Origin of the sequence: Streptomyces thermoalcalitolerans (assembly GCF_039525155.1) — a bacterium.
GTDB lineage: Bacteria > Actinomycetota > Actinomycetes > Streptomycetales > Streptomycetaceae > Streptomyces > Streptomyces thermovulgaris.
On the sequence record NZ_BAAAHG010000045.1, the window covers coordinates 35561 to 52046 of the forward strand.

A 16486-nucleotide genomic window follows, 5' to 3' on the forward strand; every position below is an offset into this window, starting at 1 on the left:
GGGTGCGTCTGCGTTTTACGGCCCTGACCTAGGTGACATCATCGTCGGCCCCATCTTCGCAGACGTTGCCGGAAGAGTCGGGCACCCTGTCCACTCTGTGAATAAACCGGGTTGCCCGGTACCGCGGCCGGTCCCCCGCCGCCCTCTCAGTCCAGCCCCAGTTCGTCCTTCGAGTACGCGAACAGGTACGGCACCCCGGCGCCCTCCCGGATCTTCTCGGCCGCCCCGGTCGCCCGGTCGACGATCGTCGCCACGGCCACGACCTCGGCGCCCGCCTCGCGCACGGCCTCCACGGCGGTGAGCGGGGAACCCCCGGTCGTGGAGGTGTCCTCGACGACCAGCACCCGGCGGCCCTTGATCTCCGGGCCCTCCACCCGCCGTTGCAGGCCGTGCGCCTTGGCCGCCTTGCGCACCACGAAGGCGTCCAGCCTGCGCCCCCGTGCGGCGGCGGCGTGCAGCATCGCCGTGGCGACCGGGTCGGCGCCCATGGTCAGGCCGCCGACCGCGTCGAAGTCGAGGTCGGCGGTCAGGTCCAGGAGCACCTGGCCGACCAGCGGGGCCGCCTCGCCGTCGAGGGTGATGCGCCGCAGGTCGACGTAGTAGTCGGCCTCCAGACCGGACGACAGCGTCACCTTGCCGTGCACCACGGCCTTGTCCTTGATCTGCTGCAGCAGCTCGCCGCGAACGTCGCTCATGCCAGTCAGCTTAAGCGCGGTCACAGACGACGCCAGGTCCAGGTGGTCGTGGCCTCCAGCGGCTCCAGGGGCGTGACCAGACGGGGCCGGGTGTTCAGTCCGTCGGGGGGTCCGCTCTGCGGCTCCACGCACACGGCGGCCTGCTGCTCGTCGTAGACGACGACCCACTTCAGGGGGCTGGTCACCCTCAGCTCCAGCTGCCCGGGCCAGGTGAGGGTGGCATCGACGCCGTCGGGCATGCCGAAGCAGTCGTCCCAGGGGCCGGGCCGGGGATCGATACGGCGGCCGGTGGGCAGCTGGTCCTCCCCGCGCTCCTCCTGCCAGGCGGGCCGGAAGTCGAGCCGTACCTCCTCGCCCTCCTCCCCGCCCTTTCCCTCGAGCCTGCGGTTGAACCACGGGTGCCAGCCGATCTGAGCCGGGAAGGAGGACTCGTACGTCTCCAGGGACATCCTCAGCGTCAGGGCGTCCTCGGTCAGGGCGATCACCTGGGTGACGCGGCCGGGGTGGGGCCAGGGGTCACCCAGGTCATAGGTGATCACCGCCTCGTCCGCCGAGGTGCGGGCCGTGCGCCAGGCGCCGTCACGGGCGAGGCCGTGGATGGCGTGCGGCGGGGAGTTGAGCGGCATCCGGTGAACGGTGGCGCCGTCCTGGAACCGGCCGTCGCGCAGACGGCCGCACCAGGGAACCATCGGAAAGCACCCGAAGCGCTCTCCTTGGCGGAGCAGTTCCAGCCCTCCGACGCGGAGCCCCGCGATACGCCCTCCGTTGCCCGGCCGCACGGTCACTTCCGCATCGCCCGCGGTCAGCGTGATGTCATCGTTGCTCACGCGACGAGGCTACTGTGCGGATCAAGGAACACGGTTTCCGCCGGGCGACGGGGGCACGGACGGGTGAGCCGCAGGGGACGGAGGTTCAGCGGCGGCGCCTGAGGAACCGGCCCACGACGATCGCCGACGCCACGACCAAAGCCGCCGCGGGGGCCGCCCAGCGCAGACTGGGGGCGGTGGAGACGGTGAGCGGGGCGGGGACGGGGGCGTAGCGGCCGCGGGGCGGGGCGTGGTCCACCTCCTCGGTGCTGCGCCCGATCATCGTCCGCCGTGCGTGCGCCGCCTCGGCGGGCGGCTCGGGGCTCTCGGCGAAGTCCCTGGTGACGGGCGGCGCGCCCTCCTCGCCGTATGCGTCGTATTCATCGAATTCGTCGTATGCGTCGCCCTCGTCGCCCTCGTCGCCCTCGTCGCCCTCGTCGTCCTCGTCGGCCAGCGGGTCGAAGGCGGAGGGGGGAACCTCGGTGCCGAAGACGGAGGCGGACCCGGGAAAGCGGGCCTCGGGAACCTCGCCGCCCCCGGCGTCCCCGGCGGGCGGAGGTGCCGGCGCGTCGTCGGCGTCCGGGGCGGCCTCGAACTCGCCGGTGCCCAAAGGGGCGAAGTCCTCGGTGGCCAGGGCCTCGGGGGTCGGCGGCTCGGGCACCTCCGACGCCTCGGGCGCCTTCGGCGGCTCGGACGTCTCCGGCGGCCCGGAGGGCTCGGGTTCGGCGGCCAGATTCTCCGCGAAGCGGTTCAGCAGGCGGATCACCGCCGTGTGCACGGCCTCCGGGGGCAGCTCGGTGATACGGCCGTCGGCGGAGGCGGTGCCGTCGAAGGTGAGCGCGGTGCCGTCGTCGGTGTCGCGGAGGCCGAGGGTGAGGGCGAGTTTCACCGAGCCGGTGCCGCGCGACTCGGCCCCGTCGCCCTCGACGGCGTACGAGCCGTCGTCGCGGGCGGAGATACGCAGAGTGCCGCGGTAGGTGATGGAGTGGCTGCCGATCCGCACCTTCAGCCGGCCGGTGACGGGATCGCCGTCCGTGTCCCGCTGGAGCCCGGGCACCGCTCGGGCGACCCGCGCGGGATCGGCGAGCGCCGCCCGCAGTTGCCGGGCCGGGACCGGAACGAACACCTCGTGCTCCATGTCGCCGAGCGTACCCAGGGCCGCTCCCGGATACCCCTTTTCCCCGGGGCTCCCCCGGGCACGACGCGTCCCGTGCGCACCCGTGGTCCAGGGGCGTCGCGTCAGCCGGTGTACCGGGGGTGGACCAGCGTCGAGGGCGGCAGACGGGGGATGCGGGTGCGGTCCGCGTCCCGGGCGGCGGCCGTGAGCGACGCCGGGGTGAGCGTGCGCGGCCGGGGGGCCCGGGGATCCAGGCCGAGGGCGGGGGTCGTACGGGCCGCCAGGACGAACCCCCAGTCGTGTACGGTCCGGCCGGTGGTGCCGGACGAGCCGGAGTCGCGGTCGGCCACGCGGTACGGCACGGTGCGCAGTCCGGCCGCGCGGATCGTGGACTCCACCGTCCAGAACACGCGCGGGCGGGAGGAGACCGGGCCCGCGTGCACCACCAGCCGCCCGCCGGGCGCCAGGGCCCGCCGGGCCAGACCGTAGAACTCCTGCGCGTACAGCTTCGTACTCGAGGTGTGGCCCGGATCGGGCAGGTCCTCGATCACCACGTCGTACGCCGCCGTCGGCGTCCTCCGCAGCCGGCAGAAGGCGTCGGCGGTGCTCACATGGACGCGTGGGTCGTCGTAGACATGGGCGTTGAGCCGGGCGAGCGCCGGATCGCCGCGGGCCAGCCGGACGATCTCCGGCGTGGGGGCGACGACGTCCACCCGCTCGACACCGGGGTGCCGCAGCACCTCGCGGGCGGCGAGTCCGTCGCCGCCGCCGAGGATCAGCACGCGCGCGTGCGGCCCGGCCATCGCGGGGCGGACGAGTGCCTCGTGATAGAGGTGCTCGTCGTGGCCGCCGGCACGCAGCCGTCCGTCGAGGAACAGCTTCGGCGAACGCCCGTGGGTGCCGTCGGTGAGGACCACTTCCTGTTCGCCGGTCCGCAGCGCCACCCGGACGTCCCCGTCGTACACCGCCCGGCGCGCGGCCCGCTCGAAGTCCCCCACCAGCGCGGCCAGCGAGGCGAGCAGCCCGAGCACGGCGAGGTTGGCGACGAGCAGCAGCCACCGGCCGCGCGGGGTCACGTCCCGCCGGAACAGCCAGAACACGAGCCCGCCGCCGACCACGGCGTTCACCGCGCCGGTCAGCAGCGCACCGGTCAACTGCCCGAGCATCGGCAGCAGCAGGAACGGAAAGGCCAGCCCGCCGACGAGCGCGCCCACGTAGTCCGCCGCGAACAGGTCCGCGACCGCCCCGCCCGCGTCCTGGCGGCGGATGCGCTGGATCAGCTCCATCAGCAGCGGCACCTCGGCGCCGATCAGCAGCCCCATGACGAGGGAGAAGACGGCCAGCAGACAGCGCGGCCCGTCCGCCCACATGCCGCCCCAGTCGCCGGTCCAGGCGAACACCGCGTACAGCACCATGGCGCTGCATCCCCCGACCAGGGCGAGCGTCGCCTCGATCAGGCCGAAGCCGATGGCGGCGTGCCGGCGCAGCCGCTTGGCGGCGAGCGAGCCGATCCCCATCGCGAACACCATGACGGACAGCACGACGGACGCCTGGGTGACCGAATCGCCCATCAAGTACGAGGCCAGCGCCACGAGTTCGAGCTCGTAGACGAGTCCGCAGGCCGCGCAGACGAAGGCACCCGCGAGCACGAGGAACCGGCCGGTGCCCGGCCGGACGGGAAGCCTCGCGCAGCCGCCGAAGGACGGTGGACCGCCGGAGGACGGTGCTGGGCCGGGCGGGGTCGGGGCGGGTGGGGCCGGGGCGTGCGGTTCGATCACGACTGCGACGTTACGTCACGGATGCAGGACGCTCCGTCACTCACACGTGTGAAAAGGATGATGCGGGTGCGTTCTGTGTTTATCCGCGCTCGCCCGTGCTCACCTCGCACACACCAGTGCGGACCGGCGCACTCCCACCCTTGTCCGGGTCGACACCAACTGGCCTTCCTGCGGGTAGGCATGCCAGGTCCGCCAGTGCACCTGGCCCTCGTGCCACTGTGCCAGCATCGCGGTGAACGCGTGCGGACTGCCCGGGAAGACGCCCGCGAGACCGTGCGGATGGTCGGAGACAAGGGCCAGCAACTCCTGGGCGCGGCCCGCGAACGAGCCCGGCGAGAGCTTCTCGACGCGCGCCGCGAACTCGTACTCCCAGTCGTCCACCCGCTTGGCGACGCCGAGCGGCAGCGGTGTGCTGGAGCCCGAGAGGCACGCCACGGTCTCCGAGCAGTCGCCCTGTTCCCCCTCCAGGAGCACCTGGTGGGACGCACCGAGAAGTCTCAACTGGATGTTTGCTCCGGCCAGTTCGAGGTCCAGGGTGGCCAGTGCGGGCAGCGGCTCGCGCCCCAGGGCCCAGGCGAGATCAGCCGCGCGCGTGTCGGTGTAGGAGGTGTTGAGGGTCGTGAGCATGGATCGGCTCCGCTGGCACGCAAAGAAAAAGACGGAGAGGCATGGGCCACAACTCCCCGTCGGCACGGGGACAACGGCCCGGTCAGCCCAGTTCGGGAGGGGGGTTGCAGAACGTCCGAGGGGCTGCGCAGGTTGTTGTAGAGGGAACCACGAACGGCGGCTCCGCCACAGCGTTTTTACCCAACTTCGTGCGATTTACATCCCTCAGAGGGCCCCACAGCTCAACTGTTCAACCCCGCCCGTGCGCCAGGGCGCGCGTCGGGGCCACGGCGCCCGCCGACACATGTCTCGGCGGGCGCCGACCGGATGCGGATCCCCCGCGCAGCTCAGCTGCCCCGTGTCAGCTGCCTCCGCCGCATCCGCCCCCGCCGCACGACGACCCACCGCATGACGACCCGCCTCCGCACGACGACCCGCTTCCGCCCGAGTCACCGGACGAGCAGCCGCCGTCCGCCGCGGCCCACCAGCTGGTGGTGGTGGCGCCGTCCCCGCTCCCCCCGCCGAGTGACCGCGCGCGCCGCCCCCCGTGCACCTTGGCGTACCGGTCACGGTGCGCCCTCCGGCGCGCGACGGCCATCCCGACCAGGAACAGCACCACGATCACCGCCAGAGCCACGGCCACATAGATGCCAACCATGGCGTCCCCTCCTTTCGGTCCCCCGTGGGCGCCACACTCGTGGGTGAGCAGGACATGCCCGGCCCCCGAACCGGCCAAAGCACACTTGAGGAACTCCAGAGCTTCGGCGCAGGATGGCCGGCATGACCTCCAGCGCACGCCCGCTCCTCAACCGCCGGCTCGCCGAGTTCGGGACGACGGTCTTCGCCGAGATGTCCGCCCTGGCCGTGTCGACCGGATCGATCAACCTGGGGCAGGGCTTCCCCGACACCGACGGCCCCGAGGAGATCCGCGAGGCGGCCGTGCGCGCGCTGCGCGACGGCCGGGGCAACCAGTACCCGCCGGGTCCGGGCATCCCCGAGCTGCGCCAGGCCGTCGCCGCGCACCAGCTGCGGCGCTACGGGCTCTCCTACGACCCGGACACGGAGGTGCTGATCACCGCGGGCGCCACGGAGGCGATCGCGGCCGCGCTGCTGGCCCTGGTCGAACCGGGCGACGAGGTGATCGCCCTGGAGCCGTACTACGACTCCTACGCGGCCTGCATCGCGATGGCGGGCGGCACGCGCGTACCGGTGACCCTGCGCCCCCACATCGAGGACGAGGAGGCCGCCTTCCGCCTGGACCTCGACGAACTGCGCGCGACGGTGACCGACCGGACCCGGCTGCTGCTGATCAACACCCCGCACAACCCGACCGGCACGGTCCTCACCCGCGAGGAGCTGGCCGCGATCGCCGAGCTGGCCGTCGAGCGGGACCTGCTGGTGGTCACGGACGAGGTCTACGAGCACCTGGTCTTCGACGACGCCGAGCACATCCCCCTGGCCACGTTCCCCGGGATGCGCGAGCGCACGGTGACGATCGGCTCGGCCGGCAAGACGTTCTCGTTCACCGGCTGGAAGGTCGGCTGGATCACGGCGTCCCCCGGTCTGGTGACGGCGGTGCGCTCGGCCAAGCAGTTCCTGACGTACGTGTCCTCGGGGCCGTTCCAGTACGCGGTCGCCGAGGCGCTGGCGCTGCCGGAGTCGTACTTCACCGCCTTCCGCGAGGACATGCGGGCCCGCCGTGAGGTACTGGCGGAGGGGCTGGCCGAGGCGGGCTTCAGGGTGTTCCGGCCGGCGGGCACGTACTTCATCACGACCGACATCCGCCCTCTGGGGGAGACGGACGGCTACGCCTTCTGCCGCTTCCTGCCCGACCGCGCGGGCGTGGTCGCCATCCCGAACGCCGTCTTCTACGACCACCGCGCCGAGGGCGCCCCCTTCGTCCGCTTCGCCTTCTGCAAGCAGCCGACGGTGCTCCAGGAGGCGGCCGAGCGTCTGAAGGCCCTGGCGGCCGGCTGACCTCCCGCAAGGGGCCCGGCACGGCGAGAGCCCGGCCGGTGCGCGGTGCCGATGCCTGCGCTCCGGGCCGGGCTCTCGCCGTCTGCAAAGGGCCCTGGAAGGGCTGAAAGGGCCTGAAAGGCCTGTGCGGCCCTGGGGGCCGTGTCCGCTCCGGCGAGCGGGCACCGCCCCGGGACGGTTGTGGGACTACTCCTCGTCGTCCTCGTCGTTCTCGGGCCGCTCCGCGTTGTTGATCTCCTGTTCGATGCCGAGCTGCTCGACGAGCCAGCGGTCGAACTCGATGGCGGCCCGCACCCAGCTGACCGTCGAGGAGACGAAGTGCTCGAGGCCCACGCCCATGCCGATCAGCATCTGCGCCTCGCCGATCAGGCGGACGGTGCCGTCGTCGTGGGTGTGGGTGTAAACCTTGGGCCAAAGGGTCCTACGGTTCCAGTCGTCGATGGCCTCGAGCAGCTGGGGCTTCTCGTCGATCTTGTGGGGGCGGTCGTAGAACGTCCGCACCGAGAAGACCTGCTGCTCGGCCTCGCCGCGGAACATGAAGTAGGTGCGGAAATGCTCCCACGGCGCCGCGAGGTCACCCTCGTCGTCGACGACGTACTTGAGCTCCATCTGGTCCAGGAGCTGCTTCACGAGGTCCTGATCCGGGACGACGGGGCCCGCCGGTCCTTGGGGCTGCGGCTGGGGCTGGCCCCCGAAGTTCGGAATCGAGGACGGGTCGATGCTCACCGTGTTTTTCCCTTCGTACGGATCCCGCCATCCTCCCTCATCCGGGGAGGGGGGTGGCAAGCCCCACAGCCCCCTGTCAGCCCTCGGCTGACAAGATCCGGTCACCCGGACAGCCGCACTCCCGGCCCTCCGCACCGTCCGGCCCCCCTCCCACGCTCGCCGGAAACCCGCCGGAAACCCGCCGGGAAAGGGGCCGGCTCGCCGGGGAAGGGGGCCGAAAAGGGCCGGGACGCCGTCAGGAGTGTCGTTACAGGCTCTTCGCCTCCTTGGTGGCCGGACCCACCAGCAGGCCGTCGCCGAAGCGGTCGACACGGACCGTGTCGCCGTCCTTGATCTCGCCGGCGAGGATCTCCTTGGCGAGACGGTCGCCGATGGCGGTCTGGACCAGGCGGCGCAGCGGGCGGGCGCCGTAGGCCGGGTCCATGCCCTCGTCGGCGAGCCAGGCCAGGGCCTCGGGGGTGACGTCCAGGGTCAGACGGCGCTCGGCCAGACGGCGGGCGAGGCGGTCGATCTGGAGGGCGGCGATCCGGGTCAGCTCCTCCTTGGTCAGGGCGGAGAAGACCACCAGGTCGTCCAGGCGGTTGAGGAACTCCGGCTTGAAGGAGGCACGGACCGTCTCGAGCACCTGCTCCTTCTTCTCCGTCTCGCTCGTCAGCGGGTCGACCAGGTACTGGCTGCCCAGGTTGGAGGTCAGCACCAGGATGGTGTTGCGGAAGTCGACCGTCCGTCCCTGACCGTCCGTCAAGCGGCCGTCGTCCAGCACCTGCAGGAGGATGTCGAAGACCTCCGGGTGGGCCTTCTCCACCTCGTCGAGGAGCACCACGCTGTACGGACGGCGGCGGACCGCCTCCGTGAGCTGGCCGCCCTCCTCGTAGCCGACGTACCCGGGCGGGGCACCGACCAGCCGGGCCACGCTGTGCTTCTCGCTGTACTCCGACATGTCGATGCGGACCATGGCCCGCTCGTCGTCGAAGAGGAAGTCGGCGAGCGCCTTGGCGAGTTCGGTCTTGCCGACACCGGTCGGGCCGAGGAACAGGAACGAGCCCGTCGGCCGGTCGGGGTCCGCGATGCCCGCACGGCTGCGGCGTACGGCGTCGGAGACGGCCCGCACGGCCTCCGTCTGGCCGATCAGCCGCTTGCCGATCTCCTCCTCCATGCGCAGCAGCTTCTGCGTCTCGCCCTCGAGGAGACGGCCGGCCGGGATGCCGGTCCAGGAGGCGACCACGTCGGCGATGTCGTCCGGGCCGACCTCCTCCTTGACCATGGTGTTCCTGGCGGCCTCCTCCTCGGCCTGCGAGGCGGCCTGCAGCTCCTTCTCCAGGCTGGGGATCTCCCCGTACAGCAGCTTGGAGGCGGTGTCGAAGTCGCCGTCGCGCTGGGCGCGTTCGGCCTGGCCGCGCAGGTCGTCCAGCTTCTCCTTCAGCTCACCGACCCGGTTGAGGGCCTGCTTCTCCTTCTCCCAGCGGGCGGTCAGGCCGCGCAGCTCCTCCTCCTTGTCGGCGAGATCGCGGCGCAGCTTCTCCAGGCGCTCGCGGGAGGCGGCGTCGGTCTCCCGGTCGAGCGCCAGCTCCTCCATCCGCAGCCGGTCGACGGCACGCTGGAGTTCGTCGATCTCGACCGGCGAGGAGTCGATCTCCATGCGGAGCCGGGAGGCGGCCTCGTCGACGAGGTCGATCGCCTTGTCGGGCAGGAAGCGGGAGGTGATGTACCGGTCGGACAGGGTCGCGGCGGCCACCAGCGCGCTGTCCGCGATCTGCACCTTGTGGTGGGCCTCGTAGCGGCCCTTGAGCCCGCGCAGGATCGCGATGGTGTCCTCGACGTTCGGCTCGGCGACCAGCACCTGCTGGAAGCGCCGCTCGAGGGCCGGGTCCTTCTCGATCCGCTCCCGGTACTCGTCCAGCGTCGTGGCGCCGACCATGCGCAGCTCACCGCGGGCCAGCATCGGCTTGAGCATGTTGCCGGCGTCCATCGCGGAGTCGCCGCCGGCGCCCGCGCCGACGACGGTGTGCAGCTCGTCGATGAAGGTGATGATCTGCCCGTCGGAGTCCTTGATCTCCGCCAGGACGGTCTTCAGCCGCTCCTCGAACTCGCCGCGGTACTTGGCGCCCGCCACCATCGCCCCGAGGTCGAGGGCGACCAGCCGCTTGTCCTTCAGCGACTCGGGCACGTCGCCCTTGACGATCCGCTGGGCGAGCCCCTCCACGACGGCGGTCTTGCCGACGCCGGGCTCGCCGATGAGGACCGGGTTGTTCTTCGTGCGGCGCGACAGCACCTGCACGACGCGGCGGATCTCCTGGTCCCGGCCGATGACCGGGTCCAGCCTGCCCTCGCGCGCCGCCGCGGTCAGGTCCGTGCCGAACTTCTCCAGGGCCTTGTACTGGCCCTCCGGGTCGGGTGTGGTCACCCGGCGCCCTCCCCTCGCCTTCTGGAAAGCGTTCTGCAGCTTCTGCGCGGTGGCCCCCTGCCGGGCCAGCACCTCGCCGGCCGCGCCGCCCTTCGCGGCGATGCCGATGAGCAGGTGCTCGGTGGACAGGTACTCGTCGCCCAGCTCCTTCGCCCGGCTCTGCGCGTCCGCGAGCACGGCCAGCAGCTCACGGTTCGGCTGCGGGGGCGCGACGGTGGAGCCGGTCACGCTGGGCAGGGACGCGAGCACGCGCTCGGCGCCGGAGCGGACGGCCGCCTGGTCGGCGTCGACGGCCGCCAGCAGGTCGACGATGTTCTCGTTGTCCCGCCCCTCGAGCAGCGCGAGGAGCAGGTGGGCGGGTGTGAGGTCGGGGTGCCCCTCCCGCACGGCCTGGCTGCCGGCCGCGTTGAGGGCGTCCCGGCTCCTGTTGGTCAGCTCGGCGTCCACGGTCGCTTCTCTCCTCCTTGGCTCCTTGAACCCCTGGTCCCTTGTCCTTGACGTCTGCCCTTGACGTCCTTGTCGTCTCTTGACGTCCTCGACTGTCCTCGGCGTTCTTGACTCCCCTTGACGCCTTGGGCGCCCCGGGTGCCCTTGCCCCTTCGGTGCCCTCGACGCCCCCGGCCCCTCGGCGGCCCCTCGGTGCCGGTCCGGCGTCAGCGCTCAGCCACGTCTCCCACCGCTGACTCAGTCAACGTATACAAAGTTGAGTCTATTCCACTCAAGGTTTCTTCGGGAACTCCGCCGTGGACCGAGCGGCGGGAGCAGCAGGGGGTGAAGCGGGCTAGGTTCCGGGGCCATGGCCACCACCACGTACTCCCAGGACCCCGGTGCCCCCGACGCGTCGTTTCTGGCCTTCTGGCGGGAGCGGCACCTGTGCACCCTGACCACCCTCCGTCCCGACGGCACCCCGCACGTCGTTCCCGTCGGGGTGACATACGACCCGCGGGAACGGCTGGCTCGGGTGATCACGAACGAGTCGAGCGCGAAGGTGTCCCATGTGCGGGCGGCCGGCCCGGAGGGCGCCCCGGTGGCGGTGTGCCAGGTGGACGGGCGGCGCTGGGCGACGCTGGAGGGACGCGCGTTCGTCCGGACGGACCGGGAACGGGTCGCGGAGGCGGAGCGGCGCTATGCCGAGCGGTACGAGCGGACGCCGGCGCCGAACCCGTCCCGCGTGGTGATCGAGATCGAGCTGACCCGGGCGATGGGGCGCGGCTGAATACAGGCGCCCCTTTTCAGCCCATGTTTCAGCCCATGACCGTATGCGCTGATATCCGGAGATTTCCGGGAAAACTGCAGCGGCGTCACCGTGTTCAGGTCACGGTGACGCCGCTGCGGGGGGGGAAGCACCTGAGCGATCTTTTATGACGGGGGAATCGCTTCAGGCACTGCGGGGGGTGGCGGAGATGGTCTTGAGGGCAGCGGCCTCCGAGGCCGCCTGCCGGTCCTCCCGCTGGTCCAGGTTCACAAAGATCATTCCATAGCGGATGGCACACCGCACGGGCTGCGGCGCCCCCCGAGGCCGCCGCAGACACCGGTACGCCCGCACGTCTCCGTCCTCTTCCCGCGTGACGACGACCGGCTCCCCGAAGAGAGTCACCATCAACGAGTCACCGTTGTGGGGGATGGCGGTGACCAGGTCGATGAAGTGCCAGCCGGAGCGATAGGCGGTGGCCATTTCACGGCGGAAGGACCGGTCGTCGGGTGGTGTGGTCACGTCAGCTCCCGGCTCCGCCGGTGGTCCCGCTGACGCCGCCGACCACATCGGAGTTCGCACCCACCGCCGGCCAGTAGGTGTTCGCCCGGGCCTCGCTCTCCGCACCGGAGAGACCACTGAGCGCACCAAGGGCGGCGACGACGGAGAAGGCGGCGACAAGCACCGAGCGAAGCAGTCTGTTACGCATAATCGGCTTCGTCCTCACTCGAAGGTCCCCTTTCCCCCGTCAGGTATGACGATGGCTCATTCGGGCACGTCATGGCCACCCGAACGGTGCATCATGTTCCTGCATATTCAGGACCCTGGGGGGTGGAGATTTGACAACAAAACGGGCAACCGTGACACATCCCCATGCGATGACCGAGCTGTGCGAGGAGGGCAGCCGTCTGTATGCCGCCGCCCTCCGTGCGGGACGGATCTCCCGTGAGGACGCCGAACCCGCGCCCTGCTTGCTGGAGTTCGCCCTGCTCCACCCCGATCCCGACGACTCGGACTGGCTGCGTCCCGTACCGCCGGCCGTCGCTCTGGCGCAGCGGCTCAACCCTCTGGAACGCGAGATCACCGAGCGCAGACGGATGGCGATCGACATCGCCGACGCCTTCGAGCCGTTCATGGCCCTCAGCGGTCAGCCCGTCTCGAGCAGTGACTCGATCACGGTCCTCGAGGGCAGCGAACGCATCAACACGGCGCTCAACCTGGCCACGGCACAGTGCCGGACCGAGGTGCTCACGGTCCAGCCGAGCGGCCGCATCTCCGAAGAGAGCCTCCTTCGGGGACTGGAGCGCGACAAGCCCCTGATAGAGCGCGGCGTCCGGATCCGCACCCTGTATCAGCACACCGCCCGCTACAGCCAGGAGAAGCTGGCCTACGCCGCACACCTCGCCGACGGCAAGGTGGAGTACCGCTCCATCGACGAACTGGTGGAGCGTCTGATCATCTGCGACGACACGGTCGCCTTCATCCCCGCCCAGGACGATCAGCAGGTCGCCCTGGAACTCCGCCACCCGGGTCTCGTCCGTTATCTGATCAAGGTCTTCGAGTTCATGTGGAGCCGCGCGGTCCCCCTGAGCGTCGGCACCCCGTACGAACCCGCCCCCGACGGCATCACGGAGATCCAGCACTCCATCGCCAAGCTCCTCGTCGAGGGGCACGTCGACGAGGCCATCGCCCGCCGGCTCGGCATGAACGTCCGCACCTGCCGGGCCCACATCGCCAAGCTGGCCTCCGCCCTGGGCAGCGGCAGCCGGGCCCAACTCGGCTATCTCATCGCGCGGTCCGGCATCCTGGAGCAGAATCCTTGAAGAGAACCCCTTGAAGAGGAAGCACAACAGCAGCTCCCCCAGCAGGAGTTCAAAAGCCGGCGGAGGAAACCCGGTGCACTCGGTGGAAACCCGGTGCGCCCGGCGCCGTACCCCGCACGTTCCCGCGCGCTCCTCCGGCACACAGCGGCGCAGGTCTCAATCCCCGCCTGCCGCAGGCGACTTCGGGCGACGCCGGGACCCGTTCCCGGCCGGGCCGCCGGCCGTCTCGCCTCGGCGGGGCCGGCAGGGCGCGGCTCGGTGGTCTACGAGGCGGCCGTGGACTCCTGACCGGGGGTGCCGCCGGGAGTTCCGGGCGACGACGCTCCCGGGGTGCGGGGCGGGCCGTCCAGCCCCGCCTGGGCGATACGGACCCCCAGCTGCGTACGGCTCGTCGCGCCCAGGGTCTCCGACAGACGGGCGATGTGCGCCCGGCAGGTGCGCACGCTGATGCCCAGCCGTTCGGCGATCACCGCGTCCTGGTGACCCTCGGCCAGCAGCGCGGCGATGGCCCGCTCGCGGTGGGATATGCCCTCGATGCCCGTGTCGGGCAGGGGTGTGGTCAGCGGGATCGCCAGCTGCCAGAGCCGTTCGAAGACCGTCACCAGATACTCCACCAGCGCGGGATGGCGCAGCTCCAGCGCCATGGTGCGGTCGGCGTTGGCGGGCACGAAGGCGACCGTGCGGTCGAAGAGGATCAGCCGGTCGATGACCTCGTCGAGCGTACGCGCCTCGACCGCGTCGCCCATCAGCTCCAGGTAGGTGAGCAGCCCCTGGCCGTGCCGGGCCACATGGGTGTAGAGGTCCCGCATGCGCACCCCGCGGTTGCGCAGCGTCAGAGCCCGGTGCAGTCCCTCCGACAGCTCGTGCTCACGGCGGATGCCGCCGGGCTGGACGGTCAGCACCTCGGTGGTGCACGCCTGGGTCGCCTCGTCCATGGCCGACTGAATGCGGGACAGTCCGTCGAGGACCCGGATCGCCGTGCCCTCGGTGCCCGTGGAGGACTCCCGCATCCAGCGGCCGAGCCCGGCGTACCGCTCGACGGCGGACACCATCGAGCCCACCCGCCGATGGCTCTCGCTGATCTCGTCGTACATCCCGCGCAGCAGCCGGGTCATGACCTCCTGCGGCGCGGTCGGCACCAGGAAGTCCATGTCATCGGGGTCCGGGTGCAGCAGGGCCAGTTCGAGCAGGCAGGGCACCGGCTCGGCGTCCCGGCGCGGCACCCGGCCCCGTCGTACGGCCCGGGAATACACACGGTCCCCGGCCTCGCACAACCGGTCGGCACCATGTGGATGCTCGTCCGTTCCGTGCCCGGCCATGGCCCATCACACCCCCGGTTTCCTCCTCTTCCGCAGCGGAAACTATGCGCGGACCGGACCGGCTGTGCAACACGGCTCCCACCGGCGCGGGCACCGGAAACTGCCGGTATCCGCCGGTGTGTCCCGACTGCTTGCCGGCGCATCACCGCAGGGCGGGGACGGAAGGAACGGCCCCGACGGGGCACATCGGGGCGTGGGGCGGCGACGCGAAGACAGCGGTGTGGAAGGCAGCGGTGTGAAGACCGCGGCTACTTGAGGCCGACCTCCGCGCAGGCGTCCCGGTACTTGCCGGTGCAGATGTCGGACACCTTGTAGATGCCGTCCTCGATGACCGTTTCCTTGATGTTGTCCTTGGTCAGGGCGACCACGGGCACCAGCTGCGCGGGGATGTCCTTGTGGGTGGGGCTGCTGACCTTGTCCCGGGTGAGGGCGTCGAACTGGATGTCCTTGCCCTGGACCTTGGCCACGGCCATCTCGGCGGCGGTCTCGGCCTCGGCCGGGTAGGACTTGTAGACGCTCATGTACTGCTCGCCGGTGATGATCCGCTGCACGGCGGCGAGTTCGGCGTCCTGGCCGGTGACCGGCGGCAGATCGGTGACGCCCGCGTTCTTGAGGGCCTGGATGACGGCGCCCGCCATGCCGTCGTTGGCCGCGTAGACGCCGGCGATGTTGTCCTTGCCGATCGCGTTGATCGCCTGAGTCATGTTCGCCAGGGCGTTCTCCGGCTTCCAGTCCTTGGTGTCGTAGGACTTGGCGATCGTCACCTTCCCGTTGAGCTGCGCGAGCGCGCCCTCCTTGAACTGCCTGGCGTTCGGGTCGGTGGGCGAGCCGTTCATCATGACGATCTTGGAGGAGGTGTCGGTGCCGGACCCCATCCCCTCCAGCAGGGAACGGCCCTGCACCTCGCCGACCAGCTCGTTGTCGAAGGAGATGTACGCGTCGATCGGGCCCTCGGCGAGCCGGTCGTAGGCGATGACCGGGATGCCCGCGTCCTTGGCCTTCTGCACCATGCCGGCGATCTCATGGGAGTCGACGGCGTCCAGCACGATGATGTCGACCTTGGAGTCGATCATCTTCTGCATCTGGCCGGCCTGCTTGCTCGCGTCCGCCTCCGCGTTCGCGTAGTCGACCTTGCCCTGGCCCCGGGTCAGCTCGGCGACCTTCCGCTTGAAGATGGGGTAGTCGAAGTCGTCGTACCGGGTGTTGGCCGTCTCCGGGAGCAGCAGACCCACCGTCATGTCGTTGCCCTTGCTCGGGCTGGCGTCGGCACTGGTCCCTGAATCGCCCGCCCCGCAGGAGGCCAGCGAGAAGATCAGCGCGGGCGCGGCCACGGCTATGACGATACGACGCATCGAGGTGCTCACTTCTGGTGCCTTCCGGACGAGGGCGCAGCATTGCGACCCAGGTGACTGAAAAGCCAACGCGGAGGCGGCCACCAACGTCAAGCGGAGCCACTTAACGAGATGGCAACATCACGCTCTGCTGCCTTTGTGAAGGCCCCACGCGGCTTTGCGGAATCCCCTCCAAACGCTCTTTACGGGCCCTTCACCGGGCGGCGGCACTGCCGTACGGAGGCCCGTACAACCAACTCCCCTCCCCGCGAGTCGTGGTCACGGGAGCCTAGCCTCCCCCTGCTCCCGTCTCGCTCGGAGGTGCGATGAACCCGGCCGGACGCATGACCGCCGCCGCCCCCGCCCTCACGGCCGCCTCTTGTGTCCCGCCTGTTCACAAGCGGCATTTCTACGCGAACAACGCGTTCCCCGGCAAGCCGACGGAGACGGACCGCGACAGCGCGGTCCACGGGGGCCGGGCACCGGCGCCCCGTCCGGCGGACACGACGGCGGCGGCCCCGCCCTCCCGAAGGAGACCGGGGCCGCCGCCGTACGAGCACGGATACTAGGGGGTGTCGTTTGGATCATGCCGCAGGTCGCGGGGTTCGGCACGCGCATCTGCGGCGTTGTCGTCACTCGCCGACGCTCCGCGTCGGCTCCCTCCTCCGCCTTGCATCTGCACGCACCGAACCCCGCTCACCTCGGTCACCAG

At 70.9% G+C, this 16486-nt stretch carries 15 protein-coding genes; 3 read left to right on the forward strand and 12 right to left on the reverse strand.

The window, feature by feature from the left end:
* Nucleotides 1–146: 146 nt before the first annotated feature.
* The 6 genes from pyrE to ABD224_RS22500 form a co-directional block, all read right to left on the reverse strand.
* Entirely contained in the window at nt 147–695 is a 549-nt protein-coding gene (gene pyrE, locus ABD224_RS22475; protein WP_344052723.1) for an orotate phosphoribosyltransferase, read from the reverse strand.
* Nucleotides 696–715: 20 nt separating this feature from the next.
* Nucleotides 716–1522, reverse strand: a complete 807-nt coding sequence (locus tag ABD224_RS22480) for an aldose epimerase family protein (protein ID WP_344052725.1) — start codon at nt 1520–1522, stop codon at nt 716–718.
* An 85-nt stretch (nt 1523–1607) separates the two neighbouring features.
* On the reverse strand, nt 1608–2639 hold the full coding sequence (locus ABD224_RS22485; protein WP_344052727.1) for an SRPBCC domain-containing protein: 1032 nt from the start codon (nt 2637–2639) through the stop codon (nt 1608–1610).
* Nucleotides 2640–2740: 101 nt separating this feature from the next.
* Complete coding sequence (locus tag ABD224_RS22490; protein ID WP_344052730.1) at nt 2741–4396, reverse strand: polyamine aminopropyltransferase; 1656 nt, start codon at nt 4394–4396, stop codon at nt 2741–2743.
* A gap of 99 nt (nt 4397–4495) precedes the next feature.
* On the reverse strand, nt 4496–5023 hold the full coding sequence (locus ABD224_RS22495) for a DUF2617 family protein (protein WP_344052732.1): 528 nt from the start codon (nt 5021–5023) through the stop codon (nt 4496–4498).
* A 340-nt stretch (nt 5024–5363) separates the two neighbouring features.
* Nucleotides 5364–5660, reverse strand: coding sequence for a hypothetical protein (locus ABD224_RS22500; RefSeq protein ID WP_344052734.1), 297 nt, complete (start codon nt 5658–5660; stop codon nt 5364–5366).
* 113 nt (nt 5661–5773) lie between these two features.
* Between ABD224_RS22500 and ABD224_RS22505 the strand changes: the two genes are divergently transcribed.
* Nucleotides 5774–6979 (forward strand): pyridoxal phosphate-dependent aminotransferase, encoded by a 1206-nt coding sequence (locus ABD224_RS22505; RefSeq protein WP_344052736.1) that lies wholly within the window; start codon nt 5774–5776, stop codon nt 6977–6979.
* Between the two features lie 186 nt (nt 6980–7165).
* Here ABD224_RS22505 and ABD224_RS22510 read toward each other — a convergent pair whose 3' ends face one another.
* Both ABD224_RS22510 and clpB read right to left on the reverse strand, forming a co-directional pair.
* The gene (locus tag ABD224_RS22510) at nt 7166–7705 is read right to left on the reverse strand and encodes a YbjN domain-containing protein (protein WP_344052738.1); all 540 of its coding nucleotides are present in this window, start codon (nt 7703–7705) and stop codon (nt 7166–7168) included.
* A 247-nt stretch (nt 7706–7952) separates the two neighbouring features.
* Nucleotides 7953–10556: an ATP-dependent chaperone ClpB gene (clpB, locus tag ABD224_RS22515; RefSeq protein WP_344052740.1), complete on the reverse strand. Its 2604-nt coding sequence runs from the start codon at nt 10554–10556 to the stop codon at nt 7953–7955.
* Between the two features lie 349 nt (nt 10557–10905).
* On the opposite strand from clpB, the gene ABD224_RS22520 reads away from it, so the two are divergent.
* The gene (locus tag ABD224_RS22520; RefSeq protein WP_344052742.1) at nt 10906–11325 is read left to right on the forward strand and encodes a pyridoxamine 5'-phosphate oxidase family protein; all 420 of its coding nucleotides are present in this window, start codon (nt 10906–10908) and stop codon (nt 11323–11325) included.
* 162 nt (nt 11326–11487) lie between these two features.
* Here ABD224_RS22520 and ABD224_RS22525 read toward each other — a convergent pair whose 3' ends face one another.
* Together ABD224_RS22525 and ABD224_RS22530 are read right to left on the reverse strand one after the other, a co-directional pair.
* On the reverse strand, nt 11488–11823 hold the full coding sequence (locus ABD224_RS22525) for a hypothetical protein (protein WP_344052744.1): 336 nt from the start codon (nt 11821–11823) through the stop codon (nt 11488–11490).
* A 1-nt stretch (nt 11824) separates the two neighbouring features.
* Nucleotides 11825–12010, reverse strand: coding sequence for a hypothetical protein (locus ABD224_RS22530; RefSeq protein WP_344052746.1), 186 nt, complete (start codon nt 12008–12010; stop codon nt 11825–11827).
* Nucleotides 12011–12179: 169 nt separating this feature from the next.
* On the opposite strand from ABD224_RS22530, the gene ABD224_RS22535 reads away from it, so the two are divergent.
* Nucleotides 12180–13124 (forward strand): helix-turn-helix transcriptional regulator, encoded by a 945-nt coding sequence (locus ABD224_RS22535; RefSeq protein ID WP_344052753.1) that lies wholly within the window; start codon nt 12180–12182, stop codon nt 13122–13124.
* Between the two features lie 263 nt (nt 13125–13387).
* On the opposite strand, the gene ABD224_RS22540 is transcribed toward ABD224_RS22535, so the two are convergent.
* Both ABD224_RS22540 and ABD224_RS22545 read right to left on the reverse strand, forming a co-directional pair.
* Nucleotides 13388–14443, reverse strand: a complete 1056-nt coding sequence (locus tag ABD224_RS22540) for a helix-turn-helix transcriptional regulator (protein WP_425581034.1) — start codon at nt 14441–14443, stop codon at nt 13388–13390.
* Nucleotides 14444–14691: 248 nt separating this feature from the next.
* Complete coding sequence (locus ABD224_RS22545; protein WP_344052751.1) at nt 14692–15807, reverse strand: sugar ABC transporter substrate-binding protein; 1116 nt, start codon at nt 15805–15807, stop codon at nt 14692–14694.
* Nucleotides 15808–16486 lie beyond the last annotated feature (679 nt).